The organism is Streptomyces sp. PA03-3a, assembly GCF_033792735.1.
In the GTDB taxonomy this organism is placed as follows: domain Bacteria; phylum Actinomycetota; class Actinomycetes; order Streptomycetales; family Streptomycetaceae; genus Actinacidiphila.
The window spans coordinates 103,938-130,107 of the sequence record NZ_JARAVM010000021.1 but is presented as its reverse complement, the minus strand read 5'-3'; the positions used below and the strand labels follow the sequence as shown (position 1 = coordinate 130,107).

At 72.8% G+C, this 26,170-nt stretch carries 16 protein-coding genes; 6 read left to right on the top strand and 10 right to left on the bottom strand.

Annotated features, from left to right (window positions below; all coding sequences use genetic code 11):
* Positions 1–10: 10 nt before the first annotated feature.
* A complete protein-coding gene (locus PV342_RS24810; RefSeq protein WP_500318706.1) occupies positions 11–1,174 on the bottom strand; it encodes a hypothetical protein in 1,164 nt (387 codons plus the stop codon).
* Between the two features lie 121 nt (positions 1,175–1,295).
* Here PV342_RS24810 and PV342_RS24805 point away from each other — a divergent pair, with 121 nt between their 5' ends.
* Both PV342_RS24805 and PV342_RS24800 read left to right on the top strand, forming a co-directional pair.
* Complete coding sequence (locus PV342_RS24805) at positions 1,296–3,263, top strand: hypothetical protein (protein ID WP_386989017.1); 1,968 nt, start codon at positions 1,296–1,298, stop codon at positions 3,261–3,263.
* Between the two features lie 196 nt (positions 3,264–3,459).
* Positions 3,460–3,966 carry a GNAT family N-acetyltransferase gene (locus tag PV342_RS24800; protein WP_400801956.1) on the top strand — a complete coding sequence of 169 codons (507 nt, stop codon included), beginning with the start codon at positions 3,460–3,462 and terminating at the stop codon, positions 3,964–3,966.
* An 82-nt stretch (positions 3,967–4,048) separates the two neighbouring features.
* On the opposite strand, the gene PV342_RS24795 is transcribed toward PV342_RS24800, so the two are convergent.
* The 3 genes from PV342_RS24795 to pulA form a co-directional block, all read right to left on the bottom strand.
* On the bottom strand, positions 4,049–4,399 hold the full coding sequence (locus PV342_RS24795; protein WP_500318705.1) for a hypothetical protein: 351 nt from the start codon (positions 4,397–4,399) through the stop codon (positions 4,049–4,051).
* 11 nt (positions 4,400–4,410) lie between these two features.
* Entirely contained in the window at positions 4,411–5,151 is a 741-nt protein-coding gene (locus PV342_RS24790) for a TNT domain-containing protein (RefSeq protein WP_360998835.1), read from the bottom strand.
* 214 nt (positions 5,152–5,365) lie between these two features.
* Entirely contained in the window at positions 5,366–10,825 is a 5,460-nt protein-coding gene (gene pulA, locus PV342_RS24785; protein ID WP_500318704.1) for a pullulanase-type alpha-1,6-glucosidase, read from the bottom strand.
* A 329-nt stretch (positions 10,826–11,154) separates the two neighbouring features.
* Here pulA and PV342_RS24780 point away from each other — a divergent pair, with 329 nt between their 5' ends.
* The gene (locus PV342_RS24780; protein WP_400801960.1) at positions 11,155–12,615 is read left to right on the top strand and encodes a hypothetical protein; all 1,461 of its coding nucleotides are present in this window, start codon (positions 11,155–11,157) and stop codon (positions 12,613–12,615) included.
* Positions 12,616–12,950: 335 nt separating this feature from the next.
* Here the strand turns inward: PV342_RS24780 and PV342_RS24775 are convergent, their stop codons facing one another.
* The 5 genes from PV342_RS24775 to PV342_RS24755 all read right to left on the bottom strand — a co-directional run bounded on the left by PV342_RS24775 (position 12,951) and on the right by PV342_RS24755 (position 19,085).
* A complete protein-coding gene (locus PV342_RS24775; RefSeq protein WP_360998839.1) occupies positions 12,951–13,988 on the bottom strand; it encodes a LacI family DNA-binding transcriptional regulator in 1,038 nt (345 codons plus the stop codon).
* Positions 13,989–14,019: 31 nt separating this feature from the next.
* The gene (locus PV342_RS24770; protein WP_500318703.1) at positions 14,020–15,678 is read right to left on the bottom strand and encodes a glycoside hydrolase family 13 protein; all 1,659 of its coding nucleotides are present in this window, start codon (positions 15,676–15,678) and stop codon (positions 14,020–14,022) included.
* A gap of 101 nt (positions 15,679–15,779) precedes the next feature.
* Positions 15,780–16,706, bottom strand: coding sequence for a sugar ABC transporter permease (locus PV342_RS24765; protein WP_400801966.1), 927 nt, complete (start codon positions 16,704–16,706; stop codon positions 15,780–15,782).
* A gap of 12 nt (positions 16,707–16,718) precedes the next feature.
* The gene (locus PV342_RS24760) at positions 16,719–17,720 is read right to left on the bottom strand and encodes a carbohydrate ABC transporter permease (RefSeq protein ID WP_386989000.1); all 1,002 of its coding nucleotides are present in this window, start codon (positions 17,718–17,720) and stop codon (positions 16,719–16,721) included.
* A 93-nt stretch (positions 17,721–17,813) separates the two neighbouring features.
* Positions 17,814–19,085 carry an extracellular solute-binding protein gene (locus tag PV342_RS24755; RefSeq protein ID WP_400801969.1) on the bottom strand — a complete coding sequence of 424 codons (1,272 nt, stop codon included), beginning with the start codon at positions 19,083–19,085 and terminating at the stop codon, positions 17,814–17,816.
* Positions 19,086–19,411: 326 nt separating this feature from the next.
* Between PV342_RS24755 and PV342_RS24750 the strand changes: the two genes are divergently transcribed.
* The 3 genes from PV342_RS24750 to PV342_RS24740 are packed head-to-tail and all read left to right on the top strand — an operon-like array spanning position 19,412 to position 23,064.
* Positions 19,412–21,070, top strand: a complete 1,659-nt coding sequence (locus PV342_RS24750; protein WP_500318702.1) for a glycoside hydrolase family 13 protein — start codon at positions 19,412–19,414, stop codon at positions 21,068–21,070.
* 25 nt (positions 21,071–21,095) lie between these two features.
* Entirely contained in the window at positions 21,096–22,184 is a 1,089-nt protein-coding gene (locus PV342_RS24745) for a LacI family DNA-binding transcriptional regulator (RefSeq protein WP_400801973.1), read from the top strand.
* A gap of 37 nt (positions 22,185–22,221) precedes the next feature.
* Positions 22,222–23,064, top strand: coding sequence for a phosphatase PAP2 family protein (locus tag PV342_RS24740; RefSeq protein ID WP_386988989.1), 843 nt, complete (start codon positions 22,222–22,224; stop codon positions 23,062–23,064).
* A gap of 23 nt (positions 23,065–23,087) precedes the next feature.
* On the opposite strand, the gene PV342_RS24735 is transcribed toward PV342_RS24740, so the two are convergent.
* Positions 23,088–26,051: a bifunctional [glutamine synthetase] adenylyltransferase/[glutamine synthetase]-adenylyl-L-tyrosine phosphorylase gene (locus tag PV342_RS24735; RefSeq protein ID WP_500318701.1), complete on the bottom strand. Its 2,964-nt coding sequence runs from the start codon at positions 26,049–26,051 to the stop codon at positions 23,088–23,090.
* Positions 26,052–26,170 lie beyond the last annotated feature (119 nt).

Here is a 26,170-nt window from a genome sequence, read left to right as displayed (position 1 = left end):
CCGGATCGGGTCAGGAGGTCCGGCGGGATTCGGACGTCGCGCTCAGGGCCCGCCATGCGGAGCGGTCGTCGGGCAGCCCGAGCGGGGCGAAGAGGGCGCCCCGGTTGCCGCCGCGGGGGTCCCACAAGGTGTCGTGCGCGGCCAGGGCGGCGGCGTAGGCGCGCTGCGGCGGGGTGGCGGCATGGGCGGCGGGCCAGCCGTCGGGGAAGAGCAGCGGCAGGTAGGGGCCGAGATCCGGGTTCGGGTACCGCCACTGGAGCAGCGGCAGGACGGCGAGGGCCGCGGGCAGCAGCCGCTCGGGGTCGGTGACGCGCCGGCACACCGCGGCGGAGACGGTGAAGCGGGGGCGGCCGGCGAAGGTGGCCGGCGTCCGCCCGAACGCCGCGTCGAGCGCCACGGGGTCGCGCAGGGCCTCCAGCAGCACCGCGTCCGCGTCCTCGTCGCCCTCGAGGGCGGGGGCGAGCGCGGCGCAGACACGCACGGCTGGTTCGGGGTCGGCGAGCAGGGACCGCGGCGCCTCGCCCAGCTCCCCCAGGTGGACGGCGAGGGCGGCACGCTCGTCCGTCCCGGCGGTGCGCGAGGCCGTGGTGAGCACCCGGACCACCTCCTGCCTCCGGCCGGCGAGTGCCGGGTGGGCGGCCGTGATCGCCACGCAGGCGGCCGCGGCGGCCCGCACCCGCGCGTCGGGGTCGGTCAGATGGACGGCGGCGGCCGCGTGGACGGCGGGCAGGGCGTCGAACACCCCGACGGCCGCGCGGAGGACCGCCAGGTCGGCCATCTCCCCGTCCCAGAGGGCCTCCTGCTCCTCCTCGTCCGCGTTCGCCCAGGCCTCCTCCCAGGCGTCGATCGCCGCTCCGTGAGCCGGGAACGCCCGCGCCCGGCACTCCTCGGCCTCCGCCGGGCCGGGCGCCGCCTCCGCCGCGTATCGCAGGAAGCCCAGCAGCGCGGAGCGCGCTCCGGCCGGGTGCTCCCCGGCGAGCAGCTCCGCGACCCGCCGGACGGCCGGCGGTGTGGCGGGCCAGGGCGTGCCCTGGTGCACGATCGCCCCGTTGAGGTGCGCCAGGGCGGCCGCCACCTCCGACTCCCGGCCGGCGCGCAGGGCGGCCAGATGCCGCGGGGTGTCCGTCGCGGCCCCGTAGGCGTGGAACAGCCGGGCCCAGTCCGTCTCGTGCATGCCGCCATCATGGCGGTGGGCACCGACAACGCCCGCCCGGAGAGCGCGTGGCGGCTCCCGCACCGGGGGCGGCGCGCGGGCGGCGGAGTGACCATCCCAGGATTCACTCGTTCAACGGAACGTGAACGCCCAGCACGCGACCGCCACCCGTCCCCGGCACGGCGCACCCGTCATCGTGGACGTCGAGGAGGCGGAGGCCGCACTCGTCGAGAACTACCCGCACCTGGTCCGGCTGGCCTATCTGACGCTGCCGCCGTCGCTCGGCCGGCACCGGAGGGTACTGACCGCCCACACCCTGACGCAGGGCGCGCTGCCGCGCTCGCCGTGCGAACCGGACCCCGCCGTGGCCGACGTGGCCGGCCCGCGGGGCACCGTGGACCCGGCCTACGCCCTGGTGCGGCAGGAAGTACTGGACACGGCGCTGGCGTTCGGGCGCGAGCGGGGCTGGCGGGGCCGGCTGCGCAGGACCCTGGTGGGCGGTCCGGCGCCGTACGTCCTCGGCCTGCGGCTGCACACCAAGGCGACCGGGACGGACGAGGCGGAGCTTGACCGGGCGCTGTCCGGGCTCAACGCGGCCGGGCGGGCGGCGTACGCGCTGCTGGAGCTGGAGCGACCCCGGCACGCGGACGGCCGCGAGGTGCGCAGGCTGCTCGTGGCCGCCGGGGTGGCCGACCCGCGGGGCGCGCTGAAGGCCGCCAAGGCGGTTCCGGAGGGACTGCTGCTGGGCGGCAGCGGGTTCGACCCGTGCACGGTGCACGCCCGGCCGACGGATCTGCTGCGCAGGCGCCAGCACGTGCGGGTGGGCCTCATCGCGGCGGGCGCGATCGCCGTCACCGCGACCCTGGTCGCGGTGCTGACCGGCGGGCAGGACCCGTACGCGGCGGGCGGGTCACCGGGCGCCTACGGCACCGCGGTGCTGCTGGACCCGGCGAAGCTCGTGCGGGTGAAGGACACCGCGTGGACCCGCGCCTCCCGGGTGGACTTCACCGCCTGGCCGACCCGTGGCGGACGCGTCGGCGACCGGGCGCTGCTGGGCCGGGCGATGGCCGTGTGGGCGCGGCCCTCCGCCCGGGTCTCGGTGTCGGCGACCAAGGGCACCGCAGAGGGACTTCCCGTGCAGCAGCCGCAGTTGCTGTACGCGGGGGACGTGGACGGCGCCACGGTGGTGCTGATGTACGACGGCCTGCGGCTGGTGCGGTACGCCGAGCCGCGGGACGGCGGGGGCACGGCGGCCCTGGACTTCGCCCGGGTCGACGGCGCGGGCGTGACCACGGCGGCCGTGGTGCTCGGCCGGACGGACGGCAACACCCGGTTCCTGACCGCGCCCTGGGTCACCGAGGCGGCATCACGCGACCTGCGGGACCCGGGGCGCGCCCCCGCGAAGCTGGACCGCACGACGGACGGGGTGACCGAGCCGGTGCGCATGCCGGGCGCGGACAGCCGCCCCGGGGTGTGCGGGGACACCTGGCCCGCGCTGCAGTTCCGCGCCGCCGGCGGACTCGGCGCGGACCGGCCGTTCCTCCTCACCGACCTCGGCGACCTCGTGCCGGCGCACCTGACGTACCAGCCGCCGGCGGCGGGTGCGCCGCTGGAGGCGACCGGCCCCACGGCCCTGGCGAACGTGGCCCGGACGGCCTGCAACCTGTCCTCCATGAGCGGCCTGGGCACCCGGTCGGTCAACGTCTGGCGGTACGCCACGCAGCGGCTGCCGGAGGACAACGGCCATGCCTCGTGGGTCTGCGCCCGCGCCGACACCTGGCGCGGCACCGACGGCCGGGCGCTGGCGCTGTTCCTGCCCCCGGTGTCCGAGCCGGGCACCCCGGGCGCGCCGGTGGGCCAGAGCGGCCGGGACGGCGGGGCGTGCGGCCGGGGGATGCCGCGGGTGCTGGCCGGGGCGCTGTGGAAGTCCACCGCCGGCCACTGGTACCTGCTGGCCGCGGGCAGCCGTGACGTGACGCGGATCAAGGCCGCGGGCGGCGTGACCGGCACCTCGAAGGGCCCGACGATGGCGGTACGGGCCGAACAGGGCGCCCGGGCCGAGTTGTCGGCGGTGCTCGACTCGGGCGCCGCGCTCACGACGTTGCGCTGAGTCCGCCCCGTCCGCCCCGCCTCACCTCCGGGGCGCTTGAGGCGACGCGCTCCCCCCGCCCCGGTGGCCGGAGAGCGTCCCGGCACGGCGGTGCGGCCGAGGGCCTCCTCACGGCGAAGTACGCCCAGGACGGCCGGCCCGGACCTCGCGGACAGGCCGGACGACGGCCCGTGGGCGGTCACCGGACAATGGAGGCATGAAGGATCTCTCCTTTCGCCTCGCGCTGCCCGGCGACGCCGCCCTCCTCGTCCGCCTCCGGGACGACGCCGCCCGCTGGATGCAGGAGCACGGCATCGACCAGTGGAAGCCCGGCGAGATGGGCGAGGGCCACTTCCGCGCCCGCATGGCGGCGGGCGAGGTCTGGCTCACCGAGCACGAGGGCCGGGTGGTCGGCGGCTGGGAGCTGTGGTGGACCGACGAGCACGCCTGGGGGGTGCGCCCCCCGGACGCGGGCTACGTCCACCGCCTCATGGTGGACCGGACGGCCGCCCCGCGCGGCCTCGGCCGGGCCATGCTCGACCGGGCGGAGCGCCGCATCGCCGAGGAGGGCCGCCCGTACGCGCGGCTGGACTGCGTGGCGGACAACCCGCGGCTGCGGGGGTACTACGAGGGCGCGGGCTACACCGTCGTCGGTGAGCAGCCCCACAAGCAGGGCGGCAAGGGCAGCCCGTACGCGGTGACGCTGCTGGAGAAGGCCCTGTGACGATCGCCGCCGACGTGCGGAGCGGCCCGCCCCGGATCCCGGGGCGGGCCGCTCCGCGTCGGCGGGCCGCAAGGGGCCCGCATCAGTTCCGCCGGCGCCGGGCCCGTTCATAGCTGTCATGGGCCGCCCGCCGGATCTCCTCCCGGTCGCGCAGGACCGCCTCCATCTCCTCGTCGGCCCCGGGGCCCGCGGCGGGCCCGGGGTGCGTGAGCCGGTCGTAGAGGTAGCGGCAGGCCGCGTCCTCGGTGTCGAAACGCCGGTGCGGGTCGTGCACCCCGCGTTCGACGTTGCCCACCACCCACACCTTGCCTTCTTGCCGGAGGTACCTGAAGTCCGGCGGCCTCAGGTCGAACTCGTGGAAGCCCGGGACCTCGTACAGCCCGCCGGGCACCCCCGCGGAGGCGAGGGCGTCGCACAGCTCACGCCGGTCCATCGCCGCACCCGTCAGTTCAGCCGGATGAGGTCGCCGTTGGTGACGTGGTTGGCCACGCTGTCGCCGATCGGCAGCACGTACTGGAGGCCGTTGCCGGGCTGCCCGTAGAAGGGCGCCACGGGCCCCGCGGAGACCGCGAACGGCCTGACGACCTTGTACAGGTGGTAGTTGAAGGGGTAGCCCGGGTCGAAGGTGTTGAGGTTCGACGGCGCGATGGAGCGCTGGGCGTACGGCGAGCCCGCCGGTGCGAGGAACCGTCCGCCCTCGCCGCCGAAGCGGTCGATCCGCTGCCCCACGGCGAGGTTGATCACCGCGACGGGACCGCCGGGGAGGAAGCCGTCGTTGGGCGGGAACTTGTAGCTGTTCGCCGCGAAGTCGAACCAGGTGCGCAGGAAGCCGTTGGCGTTCTGCCCGTCGAGCCGCCGGTAGTCGGTCAGCATCGCGCCGAGCAGCCCCTTGGCGGGCAGCTGCCGCGGGCCGAGCCGGGGGTCGCCGCAGAAGAACTTCGGGTCGGTGAAGGTGGCACCGATGCAGATGCGCGGGTTCTCCGGACCGCCGGGAAGGCGCCCGGGGGCACCCGTTCCCGGGCCCGGTCCGTGGCCTGCGGCGGGGCGGCCGTGGGGAGCCGCGAGCTGCGCGCCCGGCCCCCAGTCCTCGGCGTGGGCCGAGGTGACCGTGCCCAGCAGGGTGCCGACGAGCAGGACGAACAGGGCGGGAAGAGTGGAGAGCGATATTCGCTGGCGCCGCTTCAAGGGTCCTCCAGGGGACGACGGGAACGAGGCCACCCGGGGACGGCCATCACCGTGCGTCACCGGAGCCGCGCGGATCCGTACCCCTGCCGGATCGCCCACCGGAGCCGACCCGCCGCCGATTCATCCGGATGGACACGCACTTCGCCCGTACGCAGCACCGCCCGGCCGGGCCCGCGGGGGCGGGGCGCCGGCCGGGCGGTGACGGAACGTGGCGCTACGTGCGGACGAACACCGCCACGGTGCGGCCCGGCACGGTGAAGGTGCCGGAGGCGGTGTCGTAGGAGGACCGCTTCACCACGGCGTCGGAGCCGGTGGCCTGCACCGGGTGGAGGGCGTAGCCCTTCCCGGCGAGGGCGCCGACCCGCTGGTCCTGGGCCTTCGGGCTCGCGTTGAAGACCACGACCAGCCGCCCGGCGCGCAGGGTGATCACGCCCGGGGTCTCGTCCTCGCCCGAGAGCGGGAAGGACACCTGCTCCTGGACCTGGGCCGCCGTGGTCAGCCCGAAGGCCGGCTCGGTGGAGCGGATCCGCAGCAGGTCCCGGTAGGCGGCCGAGGCCGCGGTGATCTCGGCGCAGCCGACCCGAAGCGTGTCCGCCGTCAGCAGCGGCCTGGCGAAGGACCACTTGGACTCGTTGTCCGCCTTCGGCGGCAGGCCGCGGCCGAAGCCGTTGCCCGCGCCGCAGTCCCAGTGGACGGCGTTGAACCAGTCGCCGGAGTCGTAGGAGTTGCGGTCCAGGGACTTGGAGCGCAGCAGGTCCGAGCCCGCCTGGTAGAGCGCCGGGCCCTGGGAGAGGGCGGGGACGGCCTCGGCGAGGACCTGCATGCGCGCCCGGTCGGCGGGCGAGGTGCCCTTCGGCAGCTTGAAGGCGAGCGCGTCGAACAAGGACTCGTTGTCGTGTGCGTCGGCGTAGGCGAGGGCGTCGCCGGGGGCGTCCGCGTATCCGGCGGGCGAGCCGTTGTAGTCGACCTCGGCGCCGGTGATCTCCTTGCCGGCGCTGTCGGTGAAGGAGAAGGACTTCAGGTTGCCGGTGAGGCCGACCTTGATGAGGTCCTGGTAGTGCAGCAGGCGGGCCCGCTGCTCGGCCCCGCTGCCGTTGGCGGCGGAGCCGTTGGGCTCGTTGAACAGGCCGGAGGCGAAACCCTGGACACCGGGGTCGGAGTCGAAGGGGCCGCCGCCGCGGACCGCGTCGCGGGCCCGGTCGGAGAAGGTGGCGACGCCGGTGCCGGCCATGTTCTTCTGGGTGGCCTGCTCAAAGCGGGCGTCGTCGGCGACCTCGCCGAAGTTCCATCCCTCGCCGTAGAGGATGATCCTCTTTCCGTCGACACCGTCCTTCGCGGGGGTGAGCGCGTCCAGCGCCTTGCGGACGGCGAGGATGTTCGCCTTCGGGTGGTGGCCCATCAGGTCGAAGCGGAAGCCGTCGACCTTGTACTCCTTCGCCCAGGTGACGATCGAGTCGACGACCAGCTTGCCCATCATCGCGTTCTCGGTCGCGGTGTTGGAGCAGCAGGTGGAGTCGGCGACGGTTCCGTCGTCCAGCAGGCGCTGGTAGTAGCCGGGCACGATCCGGTCGAGGACCGACTTGTCGTCCTGGCCGCTCGCCGCGGTGTGGTTGTAGACCACGTCCATGACGACCCGCAGGCCCGCCTGGTTGAGGCCCTGCACCATCCTCCGGAACTCGACGGTGCGCTTGGTGCCGTCCGGGTCGGTGGCGTAGGAGCCCTCGGGGACGGTGTAGTGGAAGGGGTCGTAGCCCCAGTTGTAGGCGTCCTTGGCGGCGACCGCGGCCACGCACTCCTGCTGCCTGTCGGAGTCGGCCGGGTAGGCGCCCAGGTCGCAGTCGACGGTGGCCTGGTCGGTGCTCTTCTCGGCGACGGTGGCGAAGTCGAAGGCCGGCAGCAGGTGGACGTAGGAGACTCCGGCCTTCGCCAGTGCCCTCAGGTGCGTCATGCCCGCGGAGCCGGTGTCGGTGAAGGCGGTGTACCTGCCCTTGTCCCCGGCGGGGACGGTGGAGTCCGCGACGGAGAAGTCCCGGATGTGGAGCTCCTGGATCTGGGCGTTGTTCAGGCCCACGGCCTTGGGCTTGGCCAGGTGCGACCAGCCGCCCGGTGCGAGCCTCGCGTCGTCGAGGTCGACCACCAGGCTCTGCTTCGAGTCCGCGGTCAGGGCGACCGAGTAGGGGTCGGTGACCTTGTTGGTGACGACCTTCTGCACGCTGGGCGCCCAGACCTTGACGACGTACCGGTATGGCTTGCCCGTCCAGCTCCGCTCGCCGGACACGCTCCACACACCGGTGGCGGCGTCGCGCCGCATCGGGACGGTGCGTCCGTCCAGTTCCAGGGAGACGGACTGGGCGGTGGGGGCCCACACGGACAGCGTGGGCCTGCCGTGGCTGAAGACCGGCCCGAGGACGGCCCTGGTGGCCCTGGCCGCGTACAGGTCGTCGAGGACACCCTGGATCTGGACGCTGGTGGCGGACAGCAGCGCCCCTGTGGCCAGCCGCTGCGTGGCGACGACCTGCCCGGTGAGGGCGGTGCGGACGCGGTCGCGGTCGCGGGGGTCGATCGTGAAGGCCGCGTAGTCCCTCAGGTGCGGGAAGCGGGCCTTCTGGGCGTCGGTCAGACCGCCCGCGACGCGCTGCAGGCGCAGCCAGTGGCCCTCGCCGGACAGCGCGCCGTCCTTGATCGTCAGGCCGCCGTCCGGGGCGTAGACCAGCTGGTGGCTCGCGGCGGTGTCACCGGTCTTCCAGGCGACGGTGTCCGCGTCGATCCACTGGGCCTTGGCCGAGGACAGGTCGAGGTCGGCGGAGGAGCCGGAAGTCGAGGGCAGCAGGTACTTCTCGGTGCCGTTCAGCAGCCACACCTCGTGCCCGTAGGTGGCGAGGTCGAGCGACTGGTCGGCGGGCAGGTCCTTGGTGTCGCCCTTGTGGACGATGTAGCTGAGGGACGTGGCGCCCGCGGCCAGCGGCGCCTCGAAGACGGCGCCGTACGCGTCGGTGCGCACCGGCTGCAGCGGGGCGGTCCAGTCGGTGGGGTTCGCGGCGCCGGTCCAGGTGTGCAGGCCCCAGCCGCTGTAATCCCCATCGGCGCGGTGGTAGTGCAGGACGGCCTTCGACCTGTCTTGTCCCGGCTCGGTGCCGGGCGGGGCCTCGGTGAGGACGGCCTCCTTGCCCTGCTCGACCCAGATCTCGCCCGTCCTGGTGACGTCCATGAAGCGGTCGGCGGCGACGTCCTTGGTGCCGTCCTTGTCGATGACGAGGTAGCCGACACTGGAGGCGCCCGGCTTGAGCTTCACATAGGCGAAGGCGCCGTAGGCGTCGCGGCCGATGAAGTCGTGGCCCGCGGGCCAGGTCGTGCCCTCGCCGTCGGCGATGTCGCCCCAGGCGTACAGGCGCCAGTCGGCGTAGTTCCCGTCGGCCCGCTTGTAGTGGACGACGGCGTAGTCGCGGCTGCTCGCCACCGGGGTCTCCGGCGGGGCCGGGGAGCCGCTGGTGGTCCGGGCGGTGGCGGCGGCGGTCCGGCCGGCGGAATCGATCACGACGGCCTTGTACCGCAGCGCGGTGCCGGGCGTCACGTCGTCGCCGACCGTCTGGGTGACCCGGTACGGCGCGTGGTCCGCGGAGCCGAGCACCTTCCACGGGCCGTTGCCGGTCTGCGCGGCGAAGACCACGCGGTTGAGCTGCCCGCCGTCGACGTCGGCGGAGAGCTCGACGGTGCCGGTGGCACCCGCGGCGGGGGCCTTCAGCGTCAGGGACGGCCGGGTGGCGGGGGCGCCGAGCGGTCTGCCCGCCTTGTAGACCACGGTGGACAGCGCCGGGACGGTGACACCGATCTTCCGGTCGGCGCCGCTGGTCACGGAACCCTCGGTGCCGTAGAGGGCGGTGAAGGCGGTGTTCGCGGAGCCGGTGGGGACGTCGGCGGTCCGCGCCTCGGTGGCGTTGTTGACGGCGACGACGTACTCGGTGCGGGTCTTCGGGTCGGTGCGCGAGAAGGCGTAGATCCCGGCGCCGTCGGTGACGTGGCGCTCGGTCTGGACGCCGTCGGCGAGCGCCGGATGGGCCTTGCGGAGCGCGGCCAGCTTCGCGATCGCCCGGTAGAGGGGGGCGCCGGTGTCGTAGGCGTCGCTCGCGTGGGTGCGGTCGGTGCCCAGCTGGTCGTCGTCGAGGTAGTCGGCGACCTTGGAGGCGAACAGCGTCTGGCGGGCGTCCTTGTCGCCGCCGGCGCCGGTGAAGCCCTGCTCGTCGCCGTAGTAGACCACCGGGTTGCCGCGGGAGAGGAACATCAGCTCGTTGGCGAGCCGGTCCCGGCGCACGAGTTCGGCGTCGTCGGCCTTCGGGTTGTCCTGCTTCAGGAAGGTCCCGATGCGGCCCATGTCGTGGTTGCCGAGGAAGGTGACCTGCTCGTACGCGTTGGCCTTGTCGGTCGTGTACTTGTAGTCGTCGCCGAAGACCGAGGCGAGCCTGCCTGCGGAGCCGCCCTGGGATGCGTACTGGCGGGCCGCGTCCTGGAAGGGGAAGTCGAGCGTCGCGTCGAGCCGGCCCTGGGTGACGTAGGGCGAGGTGATGGAGGTGTCGGCGGAGTAGACCTCGCCGAACATGAAGAAGTCGTCGCGTCCGTGCCTGGCGGCGTAGGAGTCGAGGGCCGTGGCCCACTGGGTCCAGAACGGCAGGTCGACGTGCTTGACGGTGTCGATGCGGAAGCCGTCGACGGCGAAGTCGCGGACCCACTTTTGGTAGATCTCCTCCATGCCCTTCACGACCTCGGGACGCTCGGTCCACAGGTCGTCCAGGCCGGAGAAGTCGCCCTGTTCGGAGCTCTCGCCGGCGAAGGTGGAGTCACCCCGGTTGTGGTACATCGTCGGGTCGTTGAGCCAGGCCGGGACCTTGTCCTCCGCGGTGACGACGGGGGTGCGGGGGAAGGAGTCGCGGTCGACGGCGGGGAAGCCCTTTGCGCCCTTCGCGTAGTCGGTGTCGTCGAAGGGCACGCCGTCCTTCGTCAGATAGGGGAAGGCGCCCTTGGAGAGGTACCCGTAGGACTTCTCGTCGTAGTCGACGACGTCGGCGGTGTGGTTGGTGATGACGTCGAAGAAGACCTTCAGGCCCTTGGCGTGGGCCTTGGATATCAGGGCCTTGAGGTCGGCGTTGGTGCCGAAGTGCGGGTCGACCTGGGTGAAGTCGGTGATCCAGTAGCCGTGGTAGCCGGCCGAGGCTCCCCCAGAGGCTTCGCCCTGGGAGGTACCCCCATCACCCGTCCCCTGTACGGGCCGGTTCTTGAAGATCGGCGCCATCCAGATCGCGGTGGTGCCGAGGCCCTTGATGTAGTCGAGCCGGTCGGTGAGTCCCTTGAGGTCGCCGCCCTGGTAGAAGCCCTTGTCGGCGGGGTCGTAGCCGGTGCTGAGCCGGGTGCCGGTCAGACCGCCCCTGTCGTTGGACCGGTCGCCGTTGGCGAAACGATCCGGCAGTACGAAGTAGAACTGCTCCCGCGTGAGGTCGTGACGCGCCGCCCGGGCGGCGAGCGCCCCGTCGGAGGGCGGCGGGGGCGGGGCGGCCGCCTGCGCGGCGGGCGCCGAGGCGGGGACGGCGAAGGCGGCGGCGAGGGCCGCCACCGCGACGGCTGCGGCTCCGCGTCTGCGCGCGCGTGGGCGCGTGGACGCGGGCAGCCCGGTGTGCTGGGCCACGGGGTGTTCTCCTTGCGGAATCCGTGTGCGGACGGTTGTACCTCTGGGAGCCCACGCGCCATGAGCCGTGGTCCGGCAGCGGTGCCGGACCAGTGACCGGGACCGTACTCCTTGCGAAGGGCTTACAGCAAGATGTCGCAAGGATTTCCAACAGCCCCGCCGGGGCGGCGGTGCGTCGCGTGTGACACACCGTCAGCATCCCTCCCCCGGCGGTGGATCACCGAACACTATGAACGCAATGGCCACGGCTCTGGACCCCCGCCACCGCGTCCCGAAACATCGGGGCCCCCGCGCGACGACGCGCCGGGTGACCACGGGAGGACGAGACCATGCTCACCGGGCATTCCCCACGACGCACCGGTTCCGGAGCCGCACGACGCCGTATCGCCCTGGCGGCCGGGGGCATCGCCGCCCTCCTCGCCACCGGGCTCGCCGGACCCCCACCCGCGGCGGCCGCCGGGACGGCGCCCGCCCCCGCCGACTGTCCGGCCGAGCTGACGGCGCAGGCCACCTGCTACCGCGGCCAGGACGCCAACGGCGCCCACTACGCGATGGCGGTCCCGCACGACTGGAACGGCTCCCTGGTCGTCCACGCCCACGGCGGCCCCGACCTCGGCGACACCTCCGACCCGGAGCGCAGCGTCGGGGACCTCACGCGCTGGTCGGTCATGGTGAAGGAGGGCTACGCCTGGGCGGGTTCGTCCTACCGCCGCGGCGGCTACGGCACGCGGATGGCGGCCGAGGACACCGAGAACGTGCGGCGGCTGTTCGTGCAGCGCTTCGGCACGCCGCGCCGGACCTTCGTCCACGGCCAGTCCTGGGGCGGGAACGTGGCGGCCAAGGTCGCCGAGATCTACGCGGTCGGTCACCGGTCGCCGTACGACGGCGCCCTGCTGACCAGCGGCGTCCTGGGCGGGGGCTCGCGCGGCTACGACTACCGGGTGGACCTGCGCGTGGTCTACCAGTACTACTGCCGCAACCACCCCAGGCCCACCGAGCCCCAGTACCCGCTGTGGATGGGGCTGCGCGCCGACTCCACGATGACGGCCACCGGACTGCGCGCCCGCCTGCAGGAGTGCACCGGCTATTCCTCGGCCCCGCAGGAGCGCACCGCCCTGCAGCAGCGCAACCTCGACGACATCCTGGCCGTGACGAGGCTTCCCGAGCGGACGCTGGAGTCGCACCTTCGGTTCGCGACCTTCACCTTCCGCGACATCGTGCACAACCGGCTGGGCGGCCGTAACCCGTTCGGCAACGACACCGTCCGCTACTCCGGTTCGCACGACGACGCGGCCCTCAACGCCGGCGTGGAGCGCTTCGCCGCCGACCCGGCGGCCCGGCGGGACCTGTCCTTCGACAGCGACGTCACCGGCGCCGTGTCGATCCCCGTGCTCACCGTCCACGCCATCGACGACCCGACCGCCTTCGTCGAGCACGAGGCGGCCTACCGGGCCTCCCTGGAAGGGGCCCACCGCGGAGGGCTGCTGGTGCAGAACTTCACGCGGGAGAGCGAGCACAGCGAGCTGAGCTCCTCGGAGTACGCCGCCGCGATGCGGTCGCTGGCGACCTGGGTGCGGACGGGCCACCGGCCCACGGCCCGCTCGGTGGCGGCCTCCTGCCCGGCGTTCGACGCCGCCTACGGCACCGGGTGCTTCTTCGAGCCGGGATACGTCCCGCGCTCCTACGCCTCCCGCGTGTACCCGCGGCCGGGGGCGCTGCGCTGGCCGGCGCTGTCCGCCGCCCAGGAGCGCGCATGGAGCCGCCTGGACGGTGTGGGCATCGCGCCCTGAGCGGCCTCCGGCCGAGGGCCATGTGGCCTCTCACCTGCGATCATGCCCCTGCGCAACGCCCCTGCAGAATCTTGCAGAAAGTTTCTGCAGGGGCCTTCCGTCCCGGCCGGAACGGCTGTTACGTTCCTCTTCGGCCCGGTTCGGCCGGCCGGGGGTCCGCCCCTGACGGCGGGTCCCACGCGCCCGGCCGGCCGGACCGCGCCCCCGGTACGGGGACGGGCCCAGGACCGGAGAAGCCACCCCGCTGCGCCCCGCCCGGGGCAGGTCCAGGGCCCGCCTCGGCATCCGCACGCGGGACGCGTGATGCCCGGCGGGCCCCGCCGTCGGGAAGGCCCTCAGGAACGCCGGCCGGCGCCGGGCGCCTGACCCGTGGAACCGCGGACGACCAGTTCCGTCTGGAAGACGAACTCCGAGCGCTGCACCGGGTTGCCGCCGATCTCCTCCAGCAGGGCGTTCACCGCGGCCGCGCCCATCGCCTCGACCGGCTGACGGACCGTGGTCAGCGGCGGGTCGGTGAAGGCGATCAGCGGCGAGTCGTCGTAGCCGACGACCGAGACGTCCCCGGGGACGGTCAGCCCGCGCTCCCGCACGGCGCGCACCGCGCCCAGCGCCATCAGGTCGCTGCCGCAGACGATGCCCGTGCAGCCCTTGTCCAGCAGCGCCCCGGCGGCGGCGTGGCCGCCCTCCACGGAGAAGAGGGTGTGCCGGACGTACTCCCCGGCCTGCTCCTCGCCGAGCCCGAGCAGGCCGCCCAGCGCCTCGACGAAGCCCTCGACCTTGCGGTGCACGGGCACGAAGCGGTTGGGGCCGACGGCCAGGCCGATGCGCTGGTGGCCGAGTTCCACCAGGTGCTGGACGGCGATGCGCGCCGAGGCGCGCTCGTCCGGCGAGATGTACGGTCCGGCGATCGCCGGGTTGAAGCCGTTGACCAGCACATAGGGCACGCCCTGGCCGAGCAGCCGGGCGTAGCGCTCGGGGTCGGCGGTGACGTCGGCGTGCAGCCCGGACAGGAAGACGATGCCGCGCACCCCGCGCTCCACGAGCGCCTCCACCAGTTCGTCCTCGGTGGAGCCGCCGGGGTGCTGGGTGCACAGCACGGCGGTGTAGCCGTAGCCGGTCAGGTTCTGCTCGATGACCTGGGCGAAGGCGGGGAAGATCGGGTTGTTGAGCTCGGGGGTGATCAGCCCGATCTGGCCGGCGCTGCGCTGGCGCAGCCGCACCGGACGCTCGTAGCCGAGCACGTCCAGGGCGGCCAGCACCTTCTGCCGGGTGGCGGGGGCGACCCCCGCCTTCCCGTTCAGCACGCGGCTGGCGGTGGCCTCGCTGACCCCTGCCTGCGCCGCGATGTCGGCGAGTCGGGCTGTGGTGTTCACACCTGCAGACCCTATGCGACCGCGGCGCACGTCAAACGGCCCACCAGACGGTCGTGTCGGCCGGGACGACTACCCCGTCCGCCGTGACCTCCACGGGAGAACTGGCCAGCAGCAGCGCGCCCGGCACGGGCAGTGTCACCGGCGCGGCCGTGGTGTTGACGGTGCACGCGAAGCCGGGCCGGCGGAAGGAGAGCACGCCCTGCGGGGCGTCCTGCCACCGGACCGACTCGCCCGCGCCGAGGCCGTCCCGCTCACGGCGCAGCCGCAGGGCGGAGCGGTACAGCTCCAGGGTGGAGCCCGGGTCGCCGGTCTGCGCGGCCACGCTCAGCCGCGCCCACCCCTCGGGCTGCGGCAGCCAGCTGCCCCCGCTGCCGAAGCCGAGGCTCGTGCCCTCGGCGGTCCACGGGATGGGGACGCGGCAGCCGTCGCGGAAGCCGTCCTGGCCCGCGGCGCGGAAGAACGCCGGGTCCTGACGGGCCTCGTCGGGCAGGTCGGTGACCTCGGGCAGGCCCAGCTCCTCGCCCTGGTAGACGTAGGCGGAGCCGGGCAGCGCCAGCATCAGCAGCGAGGCGGCGCGGGCGCGGCGCAGGTCGTGGCTCTTCCCGTCGGAGGACAGCCGGGTGGCGTGGCGGACCACGTCGTGGTTGGACAGCACCCAGGTGGTGGGCGCGGCGACCGGGCGCATGGCGTCGAGCGAGCGGTCGATGACCTCGCGCAGCTCGGCGGCGTCCCACTTGGTGCCGAGGTACTGGAAGTTGAAGGCCTGGTGCAGTTCGTCGGGGCGGACGTAGTTGGCGGTGCGCTCGACGGTGGGGGTCCAGGCCTCGGCGACGGCGATGCGCGGGCGTGGGGGCACCCCCGGCCGAAGGCTGGGGGAGTACTCGTCGAGGATGCGCCGCCACGAGCGGTAGATCTCGTGGACGCCGTCCTGGTCGAAGAAGGGCAGGACATCGTTGCCAAGGAGCTTGAGCTGCTCGTGGGCGCCGATGTCGGGCAGGCCGTCGGCCTTGACCAGGCCGTGCGCGACGTCGATGCGGAAGCCGTCGACGCCCATGTCCAGCCAGAAGCGCAGGATCGAGCGGAACTCGTCCTGGACGGCCGGGTGCTCCCAGTTGAAGTCCGGCTGCTCCGGGGCGAACAGGTGCAGGAACCACTCACCGTCGGCAGCGCGCGTCCAGGCCGGTCCGCCGAAGACGGACTCCCAGTCGTTGGGGGGCAGTTCGCCGTCCTCGCCCTTGCCAGGACGGAAGTGGTAGCGCGCCCGCAGCGGCGAGCCGGGGCCCTCGCGCAGCGCCTGCTTGAACCACTCGTGCTGGTCGGAGGAGTGGTTGGGGACCAGGTCGACGATGATCCGCAGACCCAGCCGGTGGGCGTCGCGGATCAGGCCGTCGGCGTCGTGGAGGGTGCCGAACATCGGGTCGATGGCCCGGTAGTCGGCGACGTCGTAGCCGGCGTCGGCCTGCGGGGAGGCGTAGAAGGGGCTCAGCCAGACGGCGTCGACGCCGAGGTCGCGCAGGTACGGCAGGCGCTCGCGGATGCCGGGGATGTCGCCCATGCCGTCGCCGTTCCCGTCGGCGAAGCTGCGGGGGTACACCTGGTAGATGACCGCGTCTCTCCACCAGTCCGTGGTGGCCACGGGCCGGTCGGAGGTGTGGGGATGACGGGTGGAGTCCGCCAGGTACTGGGTCATGGTGATCCCTTGGAGGATGGAAGGCTCGGTGCGGCGATGGGGCGGGGGCGGGGCACCCGGCCGGTCGGGCCGGGCGCCCCGGGGGATGCGGGTGGTACGGGTCAGGACTTGGCCGCGCCGGCGGTGAGGCCGGTGACCAGGTGCTTCTGCACGAGGTAGAAGACGACGCTGACGGGGATGGCGATCAGGACCGCGGTGGCGGCCATCAGGTTCCACTGCGCGTCGTGCTCGCTGACGAAGCTGCTCAGGCCGACGGCGAGGGTGTACTTGCCGTCGTCGAGCATGAAGGTGGTCGCGAAGGCGACCTCGCCCCAGGCGGTGAGGCAGGTGTAGAAGGCGGCGACCGCGAGTCCCGGCCGCGCCAGCGGCAGCACGAGCCGCCAGAAGGTGCCGAAGGGGCTGAGTCCGTCGACCCGGCCCGCCTCGTCGATCTCGAACGGGATGGTGTCGAAGTAGCCCTTGAGCATCCAGGCGCAGTAGGGCACGGCCGTGCTGCAGTAGACGAGGATCAGGCCGCCGTAGGTGTCGATCAGGCCCAGGTCCGACAGGATCACGTACATCGGGACCATGAGCACGGCGACCGGGAACATCTGGGTGACCAGCAGCGCCCACATGAACTTCTTGTAGCCCGGGAAGCGCATCCGGGAGACCGCGTAGCCGGTGGTGGCGGCGATCATCACACCGATGACGCAGGTGGCGCCCGCGATGATGGCCGTGTTGCCCATCCAGGTGAAGAAGCTGGTGTGCTCCAGCACGAAGGAGTAATTGGCGAAGCCGGCCTTGTCCAGGATCCGGCCCGGGTGCAGGTAGTCGTCCTTGTCCGGGCCGAGGGAGAGGAAGACCAGCCAGGCGATGGGGAACAGCGCGATGACGCTGGCGGTGATCAGCACGCCGTGCGACAGCACCGAGGCGGTGCGGCTGCGCTGACCGCGGCCGCGGATCCGCTTCGGGCGCGGGCGCGCCGGGGGGGCGAGCGGGTCGCCGCCGAGGCCGGGGCCCGGGACCGTCGTCTTGGTGGTGGTACTCATGCTGCGATCCCCTCAGCCGGCGAGCTGCTCGTTGCGAGCGAGCCAGCGGCGGTAGAAGGCGGTGAAGACGACCAGGATGGACAGCAGCAGGACGCCGTAGGCGGCGGACTGCGCGTAGTCGCGCGGCTGCTGGCCGAAGCCGAGGTAGTACGCCCAGGTCACGAGGATCTGCGCGTCGGGGGCCCCGCTGCCGAACAGCAGGTAGATGATGGCGAACTGGTTGAACGTCCAGATGATGCCGAGCAGGACGACGGTGCTGCTGACCGAGCGCAGGCCGGGCAGGGTGACGTTGCGGAAGCGCTGCCAGGCATTGGCGCCGTCCATCTCCGCTGCCTCGTACAGCTCCGAGGGGATCGACTGCAGGCCGCCGAGCAGGGAGACCATCATGAAGGGGACGCCGACCCAGGTGTTGACGCCGATCGCGGCGATCTGCTGGAAGGTGCTGTCCTCCAGCCACTGGGGCTGCGGCAGATGGAGCGCGCCGAGGAAGGAGTTCACCACTCCGGAGTCGCTGAGCATGATCCGCCAGGAGAAGACGGTGACGAAGGTCGGCACCGCCCAGGGCAGGATCAGCATCATGCGGTAGAAGGTGCGGCCGCGCAGCTTCTGATTGAGCAGCAGCGCCAGGCCCATGCCCACGCCGTAGTGGAGGGTCACGCAGACCGCGGTCCAGATCACCGTCCAGATGAAGTGGGCCCAGAAGCGGTCGTACGCCGTCGGGCCCCACAGGATGTCGGCGTAGTTGTGGAGTCCGATGAACTCGTAGGTGGCGTCGATGTGGTTGACGCCGATGGTGCGGGCCGAGTTCAGGCTGTTGGCGTCGGTGAGCGTGAGGTAGAAGCCCTGGGCCAGCGGGTAGCCCACCAGCACGCCGAGCACGACGACCACCGGGGCGATCATCGCGTACGCGTACCAGTACTTCTGGTAGGAGCGCTTGAGGCGCTTGATCGGACCGGGGCGCGGTTCGCGGGAACCGCGGGTCTTGGCGGCCGTGCCCTGGGCGGCGACTGTCATCGTTGGCCCTCTTCTACGGGGTTTCTTACCGGGTGGAACAGCCGGTGGCCGCCGCCCCCGCCCGGAAGCGGGCGGGACCGGCGGCCGCGGGGATCACTTGCTGTAGTCGGGCAGCAGCTTGGCCATCGCGGTGGCCGCGTTGTCCAGGCCCTTGTCCAGCGGCTCCTTGCCGCCGGCGACCTTGGTCAGCTCCTCGCCGAACGGGCCCCACAGGGAGCCGTACTCCGGCAGCTCCGGCCGCGGCTGGGCGACGGACAGGACCGACTGGAAGCCCTTGACGCCCGGGTCGGCGGTGACCTCGGCGGTGTAGGCGTCCGAGCGCGTCGGCAGGGTGGAGTTCTTCAGGGCGATCTGCGTCTGGCTCTTGGCCGAGGTCATGAACTTCACGAACTGGATGGCGGCTTCCTGGTGCGCCTTGTCCGAGCCCGCGTAGACCGAGAGGTTGTGGCCACCGGTGGGGGCGCCGGCCGAGCCGGAGGAGCCGGCCGGGACGGGCGCGATGCCGAGGTTGTTCTTGTCGGCGAACGCGGAGCCCTTGTAGAAGTTGGTGATCTCCCAGGGGCCCTGGATGATCGCGGCGACCTTGCCGTTGACGAAGGCGTCCTGGATGTGCGCGTAGGAGTCGGCGGTGGTGTCCGCCTTGTGCAGGCCGGCGCCGGAGAACATCCCCTGCCAGGTCTTCAGGCCCTTGGCGGCGGCCTCGCCGTTGACGGTGATCTTCTTGGCGGCGGTGTCCACCATGTCGGTGCCCTCGCCGTACAGGAACGGCTGGGCGTAGTACGAGGCGGTGTTCAGCCAGAAGCCGTCGACGCCGGCCTTCTTCTTGATCGTCCCCGCGGCGGTCTTCAGCTCGTCCCAGGTCTTGGGGGCCTCGGCGATGCCGGCCTCCTGGAACAGCTTCTTGTTGTAGACAAGGGCCAGGGTGTCCGTGGTGAACGGGACACCGTAGGTCTTGCCCTCGTACTGGGCCTGCTTCAGCAGGGAGGCCTGGAACTTGTCCTGGTCGGCGAGGGCGTCGGTGCCGTCCAGCGCGACGAAGTAGCTCTTCTTGGCGAAGGCGGGCGTCCAGCCGACCTCGGAGCGGAGCACGTCCGGAGCGCCCTTGCTGCCCGCGGCGGTGTCGAACTTGTTCTGCGCCGCGTCGAAGGGGACGTTGACGTACTTGACCTTGATCTTCGGGTTCGCCTTCTCGAACTCCGCCACCAGGGCCTTGTAGGTCGGCGCCTCGTTCGTCGCGTTCGAGGTGTCCCACCAGGTGATGGTGACGGGACCGCCGGCCTTGTCACTGCCGCTGTCGCCGCCGCAAGCCGTCGCCGCGAGCCCGAGCGCCGCAACCAGCGCGGTGGCCGCTATGCCACGCCGCATGTGATCTCCTCCAGGATGAAAGCCCGTGATGGTGCGGGGCGCGTCGCCGCGTCCCCCCTGCCGACTGCGCCTTTGCCGCGGCCGGGCTGTCGAGGAACGTAACAGGGAAGAAAGCCCGACGAAAGACCTTGCTGCAAAGACTTGCAAGATCTTCCGATCGTTACATCTGCGTGTCCTCACAGTTGCAGACAGGAGACGCGCCATGGGACGCTCACCGTTCTGGAAGCCGTTACGCGATCTTCCGCAAATTCATGAAAGGCATTGCCGATCACGCGGCGGATTCGGAACCATCGGCAGGGACCGGCGCCGACTCACGAGGGACCGACATGACCCAAGAGCTCGCCCCCGTCATCCACGACGCGACCGACGAGACCCCGGCCGCCCCCGGGGGGCGCGCTCCCGGCTGGTGGCGCAGCGCCGTCATCTACCAGGTGTACGTGCGCTCCTTCGCCGACGGCGACGGTGACGGCGTGGGCGACCTGCCCGGCATCCGGGCCCGGCTGCCCTACCTGGCGGAACTGGGCGCCGACGCCGTGTGGCTGACCCCCTTCTACGCCTCCCCCCAGGCGGACGGCGGCTACGACGTGGCCGACTACCGCAGCGTCGACCCCCTCTTCGGCTCCCTCGCGGACGCCGACGCGCTCCTCCGCACCGCCCACGAGCTGGGCCTGCGGGTGATCGTCGACATCGTCCCGAACCACACCTCCGACCGGCACGCGTGGTTCCGGGCGGCGCTCACGGACCGGCGCGGGGGGCCGGCCCGTGAGCGCTACCACTTCCGCCCCGGCAGGGGCGAGCAGGGCGAACTGCCGCCCAACGACTGGGAGTCGGTCTTCGGCGGCCCCGCCTGGACCCGGGTCGCGGACGGCGACTGGTACCTCCACCTCTTCGCGCCCGAGCAGCCCGACCTCAACTGGGAGCACCCGGAGGTCCGCGAGGAGTTCGACGCCGTCCTCCGCTTCTGGCTGGACCTGGGCGTCGACGGCTTCCGCATCGACGTCGCCCACGGCATGGTCAAGGCCGCCGGCCTGCCCGACATCGGCCGCAAGGAGCAGGTCAAGATGATCGGCTCTCAGACGCTCCCCTTCTTCGACCAGGACGGGGTCCACGAGATCCACCGCGCCTGGCGCCGGCTGCTCGACTCCTACTCCCGCTGCCCCCGGCCGGAGGCGCTGCCGGCCGAGCGCATCGGCGTCGCCGAGGCCTGGGCCCCCAACGCCGGGCGCATGGCGCTGTACGTCCGCCCCGACGAGATGCACCAGGCCTTCAACTTCCACTTCCTCCAGTGCCCGTGGGAGGCCGGGGCGATGCGCACGGTGATCGAGGAGTCCCTCGCCGCCACCGTCTCCGTCGGCGCCCCCACCACCTGGGTGCTCTCCAACCACGACGTGGTCCGGCACGTCACCCGCTACGGCGGCGGCGCGGCCGGGCTGCGCCGGGCCCGCGCCGCGGCGCTGCTGATGCTCGCGCTGCCCGGTTCGGTCTACGTGTACCAGGGCGAGGAACTGGGCCTGCCCGAGGTCACCGACCTGCCCGACGAGGTCCGCCAGGACCCCTCCTTCTTCCGGGACAACGGCCAGGACGGGCTGCGCGACGGCTGCCGGGTGCCCATCCCATGGACCACCGACGGCCCCAGCCACGGCTTCGGCCCGGCCGCCGGATGGCTGCCGCAGCCCGCGGGCTGGGGCGGGCTCAGCGTCCAGGCGCAGACCGGCGACCCCGACTCCACGCTGGAGCTGTACCGGTCGGCGCTGCGGCTGCGCCGTGAGCTGCCCGGCCTCGGCGACGGGCCGATGCGCTGGCTGGACGCCCCGGAGGGAGTGCTCGTCTTCTCCCGGCCCGGCCTGGTGTGCACCGTCAACACCCAGTCGGCGCCGGTCCAACTGCCCGTTCCCGGGCGGCCGGTGCTCTCCTCCGAGCCCGTCGCGCCCACCGGCGGATCCGTCCGTCTTCCGGCTGATTCGTGCATCTGGTGGGCGATCTGAGATGCGACCGGTACAGTCCAATCCTGTGACCGCAAGGCTTGCCGACATCGCAGCCCAGGCGGGGGTGAGCGAAGCGACCGTCAGCCGTGTCCTCAACGGCAAGCCAGGTGTCTCCGCCGCCACCCGCCAGTCCGTGCTGGCCGCCCTCGACCTGCTGGGGTACGAACGGCCCGTGCGGCTGCGGCAGCGCAGCGCGGGCCTGGTCGGGCTCATCACGCCCGAGCTGGAGAACCCGATCTTCCCCGCGTTCGCCCAGGTCATCGGGCAGGCCCTGACGCGGCAGGGATACACCCCGGTGCTGGCCACCCAGACGCCGGGCGGCTCGACCGAGGACGAGCTCGTCGAGATGCTCGTCGAGCGCGGCGTCGCCGGGATCATCTTCGTCTCCGGGCTGCACGCCGACTCCACCGCCGACACGGCGCGCTACGACCGGCTCCACGGCCAGAGCGTGCCGTTCGTCCTGATCAACGGCTTCTCCGCCAGGATCAAGGCACCGTTCGTCTCGCCCGACGACCGCGGTGCCATGCGTCTGGCCGTCACCCATCTGGCGGCCCTCGGCCACGAGCGGATCGGCCTCGCGGTCGGTCCCAAGCGGTTCGTCCCCGTGCAGCGCAAGATCGAGGGCTTCCTGCGCAGCATGGATGAGGTGCTCGGGATGGCCGCCGAGGAGGCGGCCGACCGTATCCAGCACTCGCTGTTCACCCTCGAGGGTGGTCAGGCGGCCGCCTCCGGTCTGCTCGACGCCGGCTGCACGGCCGTGGTGTGCGCCTCGGACATGATGGCGCTGGGCGCCGTCCGCGCGGCCCGGCAGCTGGGGCTGTCCGTCCCCGGGGACGTCTCCGTCGTCGGCTTCGACGACTCCCCGCTGATCGCCTTCACCGATCCGCCGCTCACCACCATCCGGCAGCCGGTCACCGCCATGGGCCAGGCCGCCGTGCGCGCGCTGCTGGAGGAGATCGGCGGTACCCCGGCCCCGCACAGCGAGTTCGTCTTCCTGCCCGAACTGGTCGTCCGCGGTTCGACGGCATCAGGTCCCCAGGCGGGGGCAGCCGTACCCGTACAGCAGTCGGCCGGAAGGCGTATACGGGATGCACGGAATCCCACCGGGGGTTGATCGGACGGCACCGGACCGCATGGCAGACTATCGCCCCATGGGGGAATCGACCGCGAAGATCATGGCCCGCCGCAGTGGCGGCGTACCGCCGCGCTCCATCGATTCCCGTGACGCCGATGGAGCGACGACGGGCAACGGGCTGCTGGCACCACGCCGTCCCAGGCTGTGGTTCGAGATCCTGCTGATCGCCGTCAGCTACTGGATCTACTCACTGGTGCGCAACGCCGTACCGGAGCAGCAGGACGACGCCATGCGGAACGCGAGCCACGTCTGGGGCTTCGAGCAGTCCCTCGGGCTGGCCTTCGAGCACGCGGTCAACCATGCCGTGAACTCGGTGACGTGGCTCATCGTCGGGATGAACTATTACTACGCGACGCTCCACTTCATCGTCACCCTCGCGGTGCTCGTGTGGCTCTTCCGCAGGCACCCCGGGCGTTACGCGCCCACCCGGCTGGTCCTGTTCGTGACGACCGGCATCGCGCTGCTGGGCTACTACTTCTTCCCCCTGGCGCCGCCCCGGCTGATGGAGGGCGGCGGGTTCATCGACACCGTGAAGATCCACCACACCTGGGGGTCGATGGCATCGGGCGACCTGGCGCACGTCTCCAACCAGTACGCGGCCATGCCCTCGATGCACATCGGCTGGTCGCTGTGGTGCGGCATCACCGTCGCCATGCTCGCGCGGCGGGCCTGGGTGCGGGTGCTGGGTGTCCTCTACCCGGTCGTCACCCTGCTCGTCATCGTCTCCACCGCCAACCACTTCTGGCTGGACGCCGCCGGCGGCACCCTCTGCCTCGGCGTCGGCTTCGCCGCCTCCTGGGCCGTCTACGGTGGCCTCGCCTACCGGTTGCCCCGCCAGGTCCGCGTCGCCACGGCCTGACCGGGCGGCGGCCGGGTGAGGGCCTAGTCCGTGCCGTAGAAGAGGCGCTCCACCACCGCGCGGGCACGGCGCGTGGTCCGGCGGTACTCCTCGACCATGTCTCCCACGTGGCCGGGCTCGTAGCCGAGGTACCGCCCCACCGCGGCGAGTTCCTTGCCGTCGCCGGGGAAGGTGTCGCCGGCGCGGGCCCGGACGAGCATGACGGCGTTGCGCATCCGGCTCGCCAGGATCCAGGCGGCGTCCAGCACCTCGGCGTCCTCTGCGGCCACGAGTCCGGCCGCCTCGGCCGCCGCCAGCGCCGGCCGGGTGCGGGTGGTCCGCAGTCCGGGGAACTGCGCGCCGTGCCGCAGCTGCAGCAGCTGCACCGTCCACTCGACGTCGCTGAGTCCGCCCCGGCCCAGCTTGGCGTGGGTCGTTGGGTCCGCGCCGCGCGGCAGCCGCTCGGACTCCATACGCGCCTTGAGCCGGCGGATCTCGCGGACCGCCTCCTCCGGCAGCCCGTCCGCCGGGTAGCGCAGCGGGTCGACGAGGCCGATGAAGCGGGCGCCCAGGTCCTCGTCACCCGCGACCGGTTCGGCACGGAGCAGGGCGTGGCTCTCCCAGACCAGCGACCAACGCCGGTAGTAGGCGGCGTACGAGCCCAGCGTGCGCACCAGCGGTCCGCTCTTGCCCTCGGGGCGCAGGTCGGCGTCGATCAGCAGCGGCGGGTCGGTGGTGGGGATCTGCAGCAGCCGGCGCAGCTCGTTGGCGACCTTGAGCGCGACGCGGGCGGCCAGGTGCTCGTCGACGCCCTCGTGGGGCTCGTGGACGAACAGGACGTCCGCGTCGGAGCCGTAGCCGAGTTCGCGCCCGCCGAAGCGGCCCATGCCGATGACGGAGAACCGGGTCGGCAGGGGCTCGCGCTCGGCCGTCTCGACGGCGTTGACCGCGGCCTGCAGGGCCCCGGTGACGGCGGCGGCGTTGAGGTCGGTGAGGGCGGCGCCGATCGCGTCGGGGTCGTCGCGGTGGACCCCGACCAGGTCCGCGGCCGCGGTGCGGAACAGCTCGCGGCGGCGCACTCCGCGTACCGCGGCGACGGCCTGCTCGGCGGAGTCCGCGCGGTGGACCGCGGCCAGGACCTCCTGGTCCAGGGCAGCACGCGTCCGCGGCTGGAGCCCCTCGTCGTCGGCGAGCAGGGCGACCGCCTCGGGGGCCCGCATCAGCAGATCGGGGGCGAGCCGCCCGGAGGAGAGCACCCGCGCGAGGTTGACGGCGGCGGCGCCCTCGTCCCTCAGCAGCCGCAGGTACCAGGGAGTACGGCCCAGGGCGTCGCTGACCTTGCGGAAGTTCAGCAGGCCCGCGTCCGGGTCCGCGGAGTCGGCGAACCAGCCGAGCAGCACCGGAAGCAGGGTCCGCTGGATGGCGGCCTTGCGGCTGACCCCCGAGGCCAGCGCCTCCAGGTGGCGCAGGGCGGCGGCCGGGTCGACGTATCCGAGCGCCTCCAGGCGCTGCTTGGCCGCGTCCGTGGACAGTCCCACCTCGCCGGGGGCGAGCTGGGCGACCGCGTCGAGCAGCGGCCGGTAGAAGAGCTTCTCGTGGAGGCGGCGCACCTCCCGGGCGTGCCGCCGCCACTCCCGCTGCAGCTCCGTCACCGGGTCCGCGCGGAAGCCCAGGGAACGGCCGAGCCGCCGCAGGTCGGCCACGTCCTCCGGCACCAGGTGGGTGCGGCGCAGCTTGTGGAGCTGGATGCGGTGCTCCATCGTCCGCAGGAAGCGGTACGAGGTGTCGAGGGCCGCCGCGTCCGCGCGCCCGACGTAACCGCCGGCGGCGAGCTGGGACAGCGCGGTCAGGGTGGTGCCGCTGCGCAGCGACGGGTCGGTGCGGCCGTGCACCAGCTGGAGCAACTGCACCGCGAACTCCACGTCTCGCAGGCCGCCGGGGCCCAGCTTCAACTCGCGGTCGAGGTGCGCCACGGGGATGTTCTCCACGACCCGGCGCCGCATCTCCTGCACGTCCTGGACGAAGTGGTCGCGCTCGGCGGCCTGCCACACCATGGGCGCCAGCGCCTCGACGTACTCCTGGCCCAGCGCCGGGTCGCCGGCGACCGGGCGGGCCTTGAGCAGCGCCTGGAACTCCCAGGTCTTGGCCCAGCGCTTGTAGTAGGCCAGATGGCTGGAAAGGGTGCGCACCAGGGGGCCGCGCCGGCCCTCGGGACGCAGGTTGGCGTCGACCTGCCAGATGCTGCCCTCGACGGTGGTGTCGGAGCAGATCCGCATCATGCGCGAGGCCAACCGGGTGGCCGCCTGCAGTGCCTTCGCCTCGTCGGCTTCGGGGCGGGCCTCGGCCACGAAGATGACGTCGACGTCGGAGATGTAGTTGAGCTCGTGGCCTCCGCACTTGCCCATGCCGATCACCGCCAGCCGGCACAGCGCGGCGTCGGCCGGCGCCTCCGCCTCGGCCATGGCCAGGGCGGCGCGCAGCGTCGCGGTGGCGAGGTCGGCGAGCTCCGCGGCGGTCTGCACCAGGTCGCTGGTGCCGCACACGTCCCGGGCGGCGATGCCCAGCATGCAGCGCCGGTAGGCCACGCGCAGCGACTCGGGGCCGTCGGCCCCGGCCAGCCCGCGCTCGAACTCCGTGGTCCCCGGGTGCAGGTCGGCGTGCTCGTAGGTGACCAGGGCGTGCCAGTCGCGCGGATGCCGGGTCAGGTGGTCGGCGAGCGCGGCGGAGGCTCCCAGCACCCCGAGCAGCCGGTCGCGCAGCGGCTTGGCCGTGGTGAGCGTGTCGAGGAGGGTGCGCCGCTCCCCGTCGTCGAGGGCCTCCAGGAGCCGTACGAGGGAGGCGAGTGCCTGGTCGGGGTCGGCGGTGGCGCCCAGCGCGTCGAGCAGGACCGGATCGCTGCGCACCGGGGCGAGCTGCTCGCCGCCCAGCAGCGCCTCGGCGGCCACGGCGTCGCTGAAGCCGTGCCGCAGCAGCCGCCCGAACCTGGTGTCCCGTCGCCCTTCCAGCACGCCGCCTGCCTTTCCCGGTGCTCCCGGCCGGCCCGATCCGCCCTAGAGAGAGTATCCGCCAGGCCCCGGCTCCGTTACCTGGCGTTATGGCCGCTTTGACGTGATCGTCCGGCGGTGTG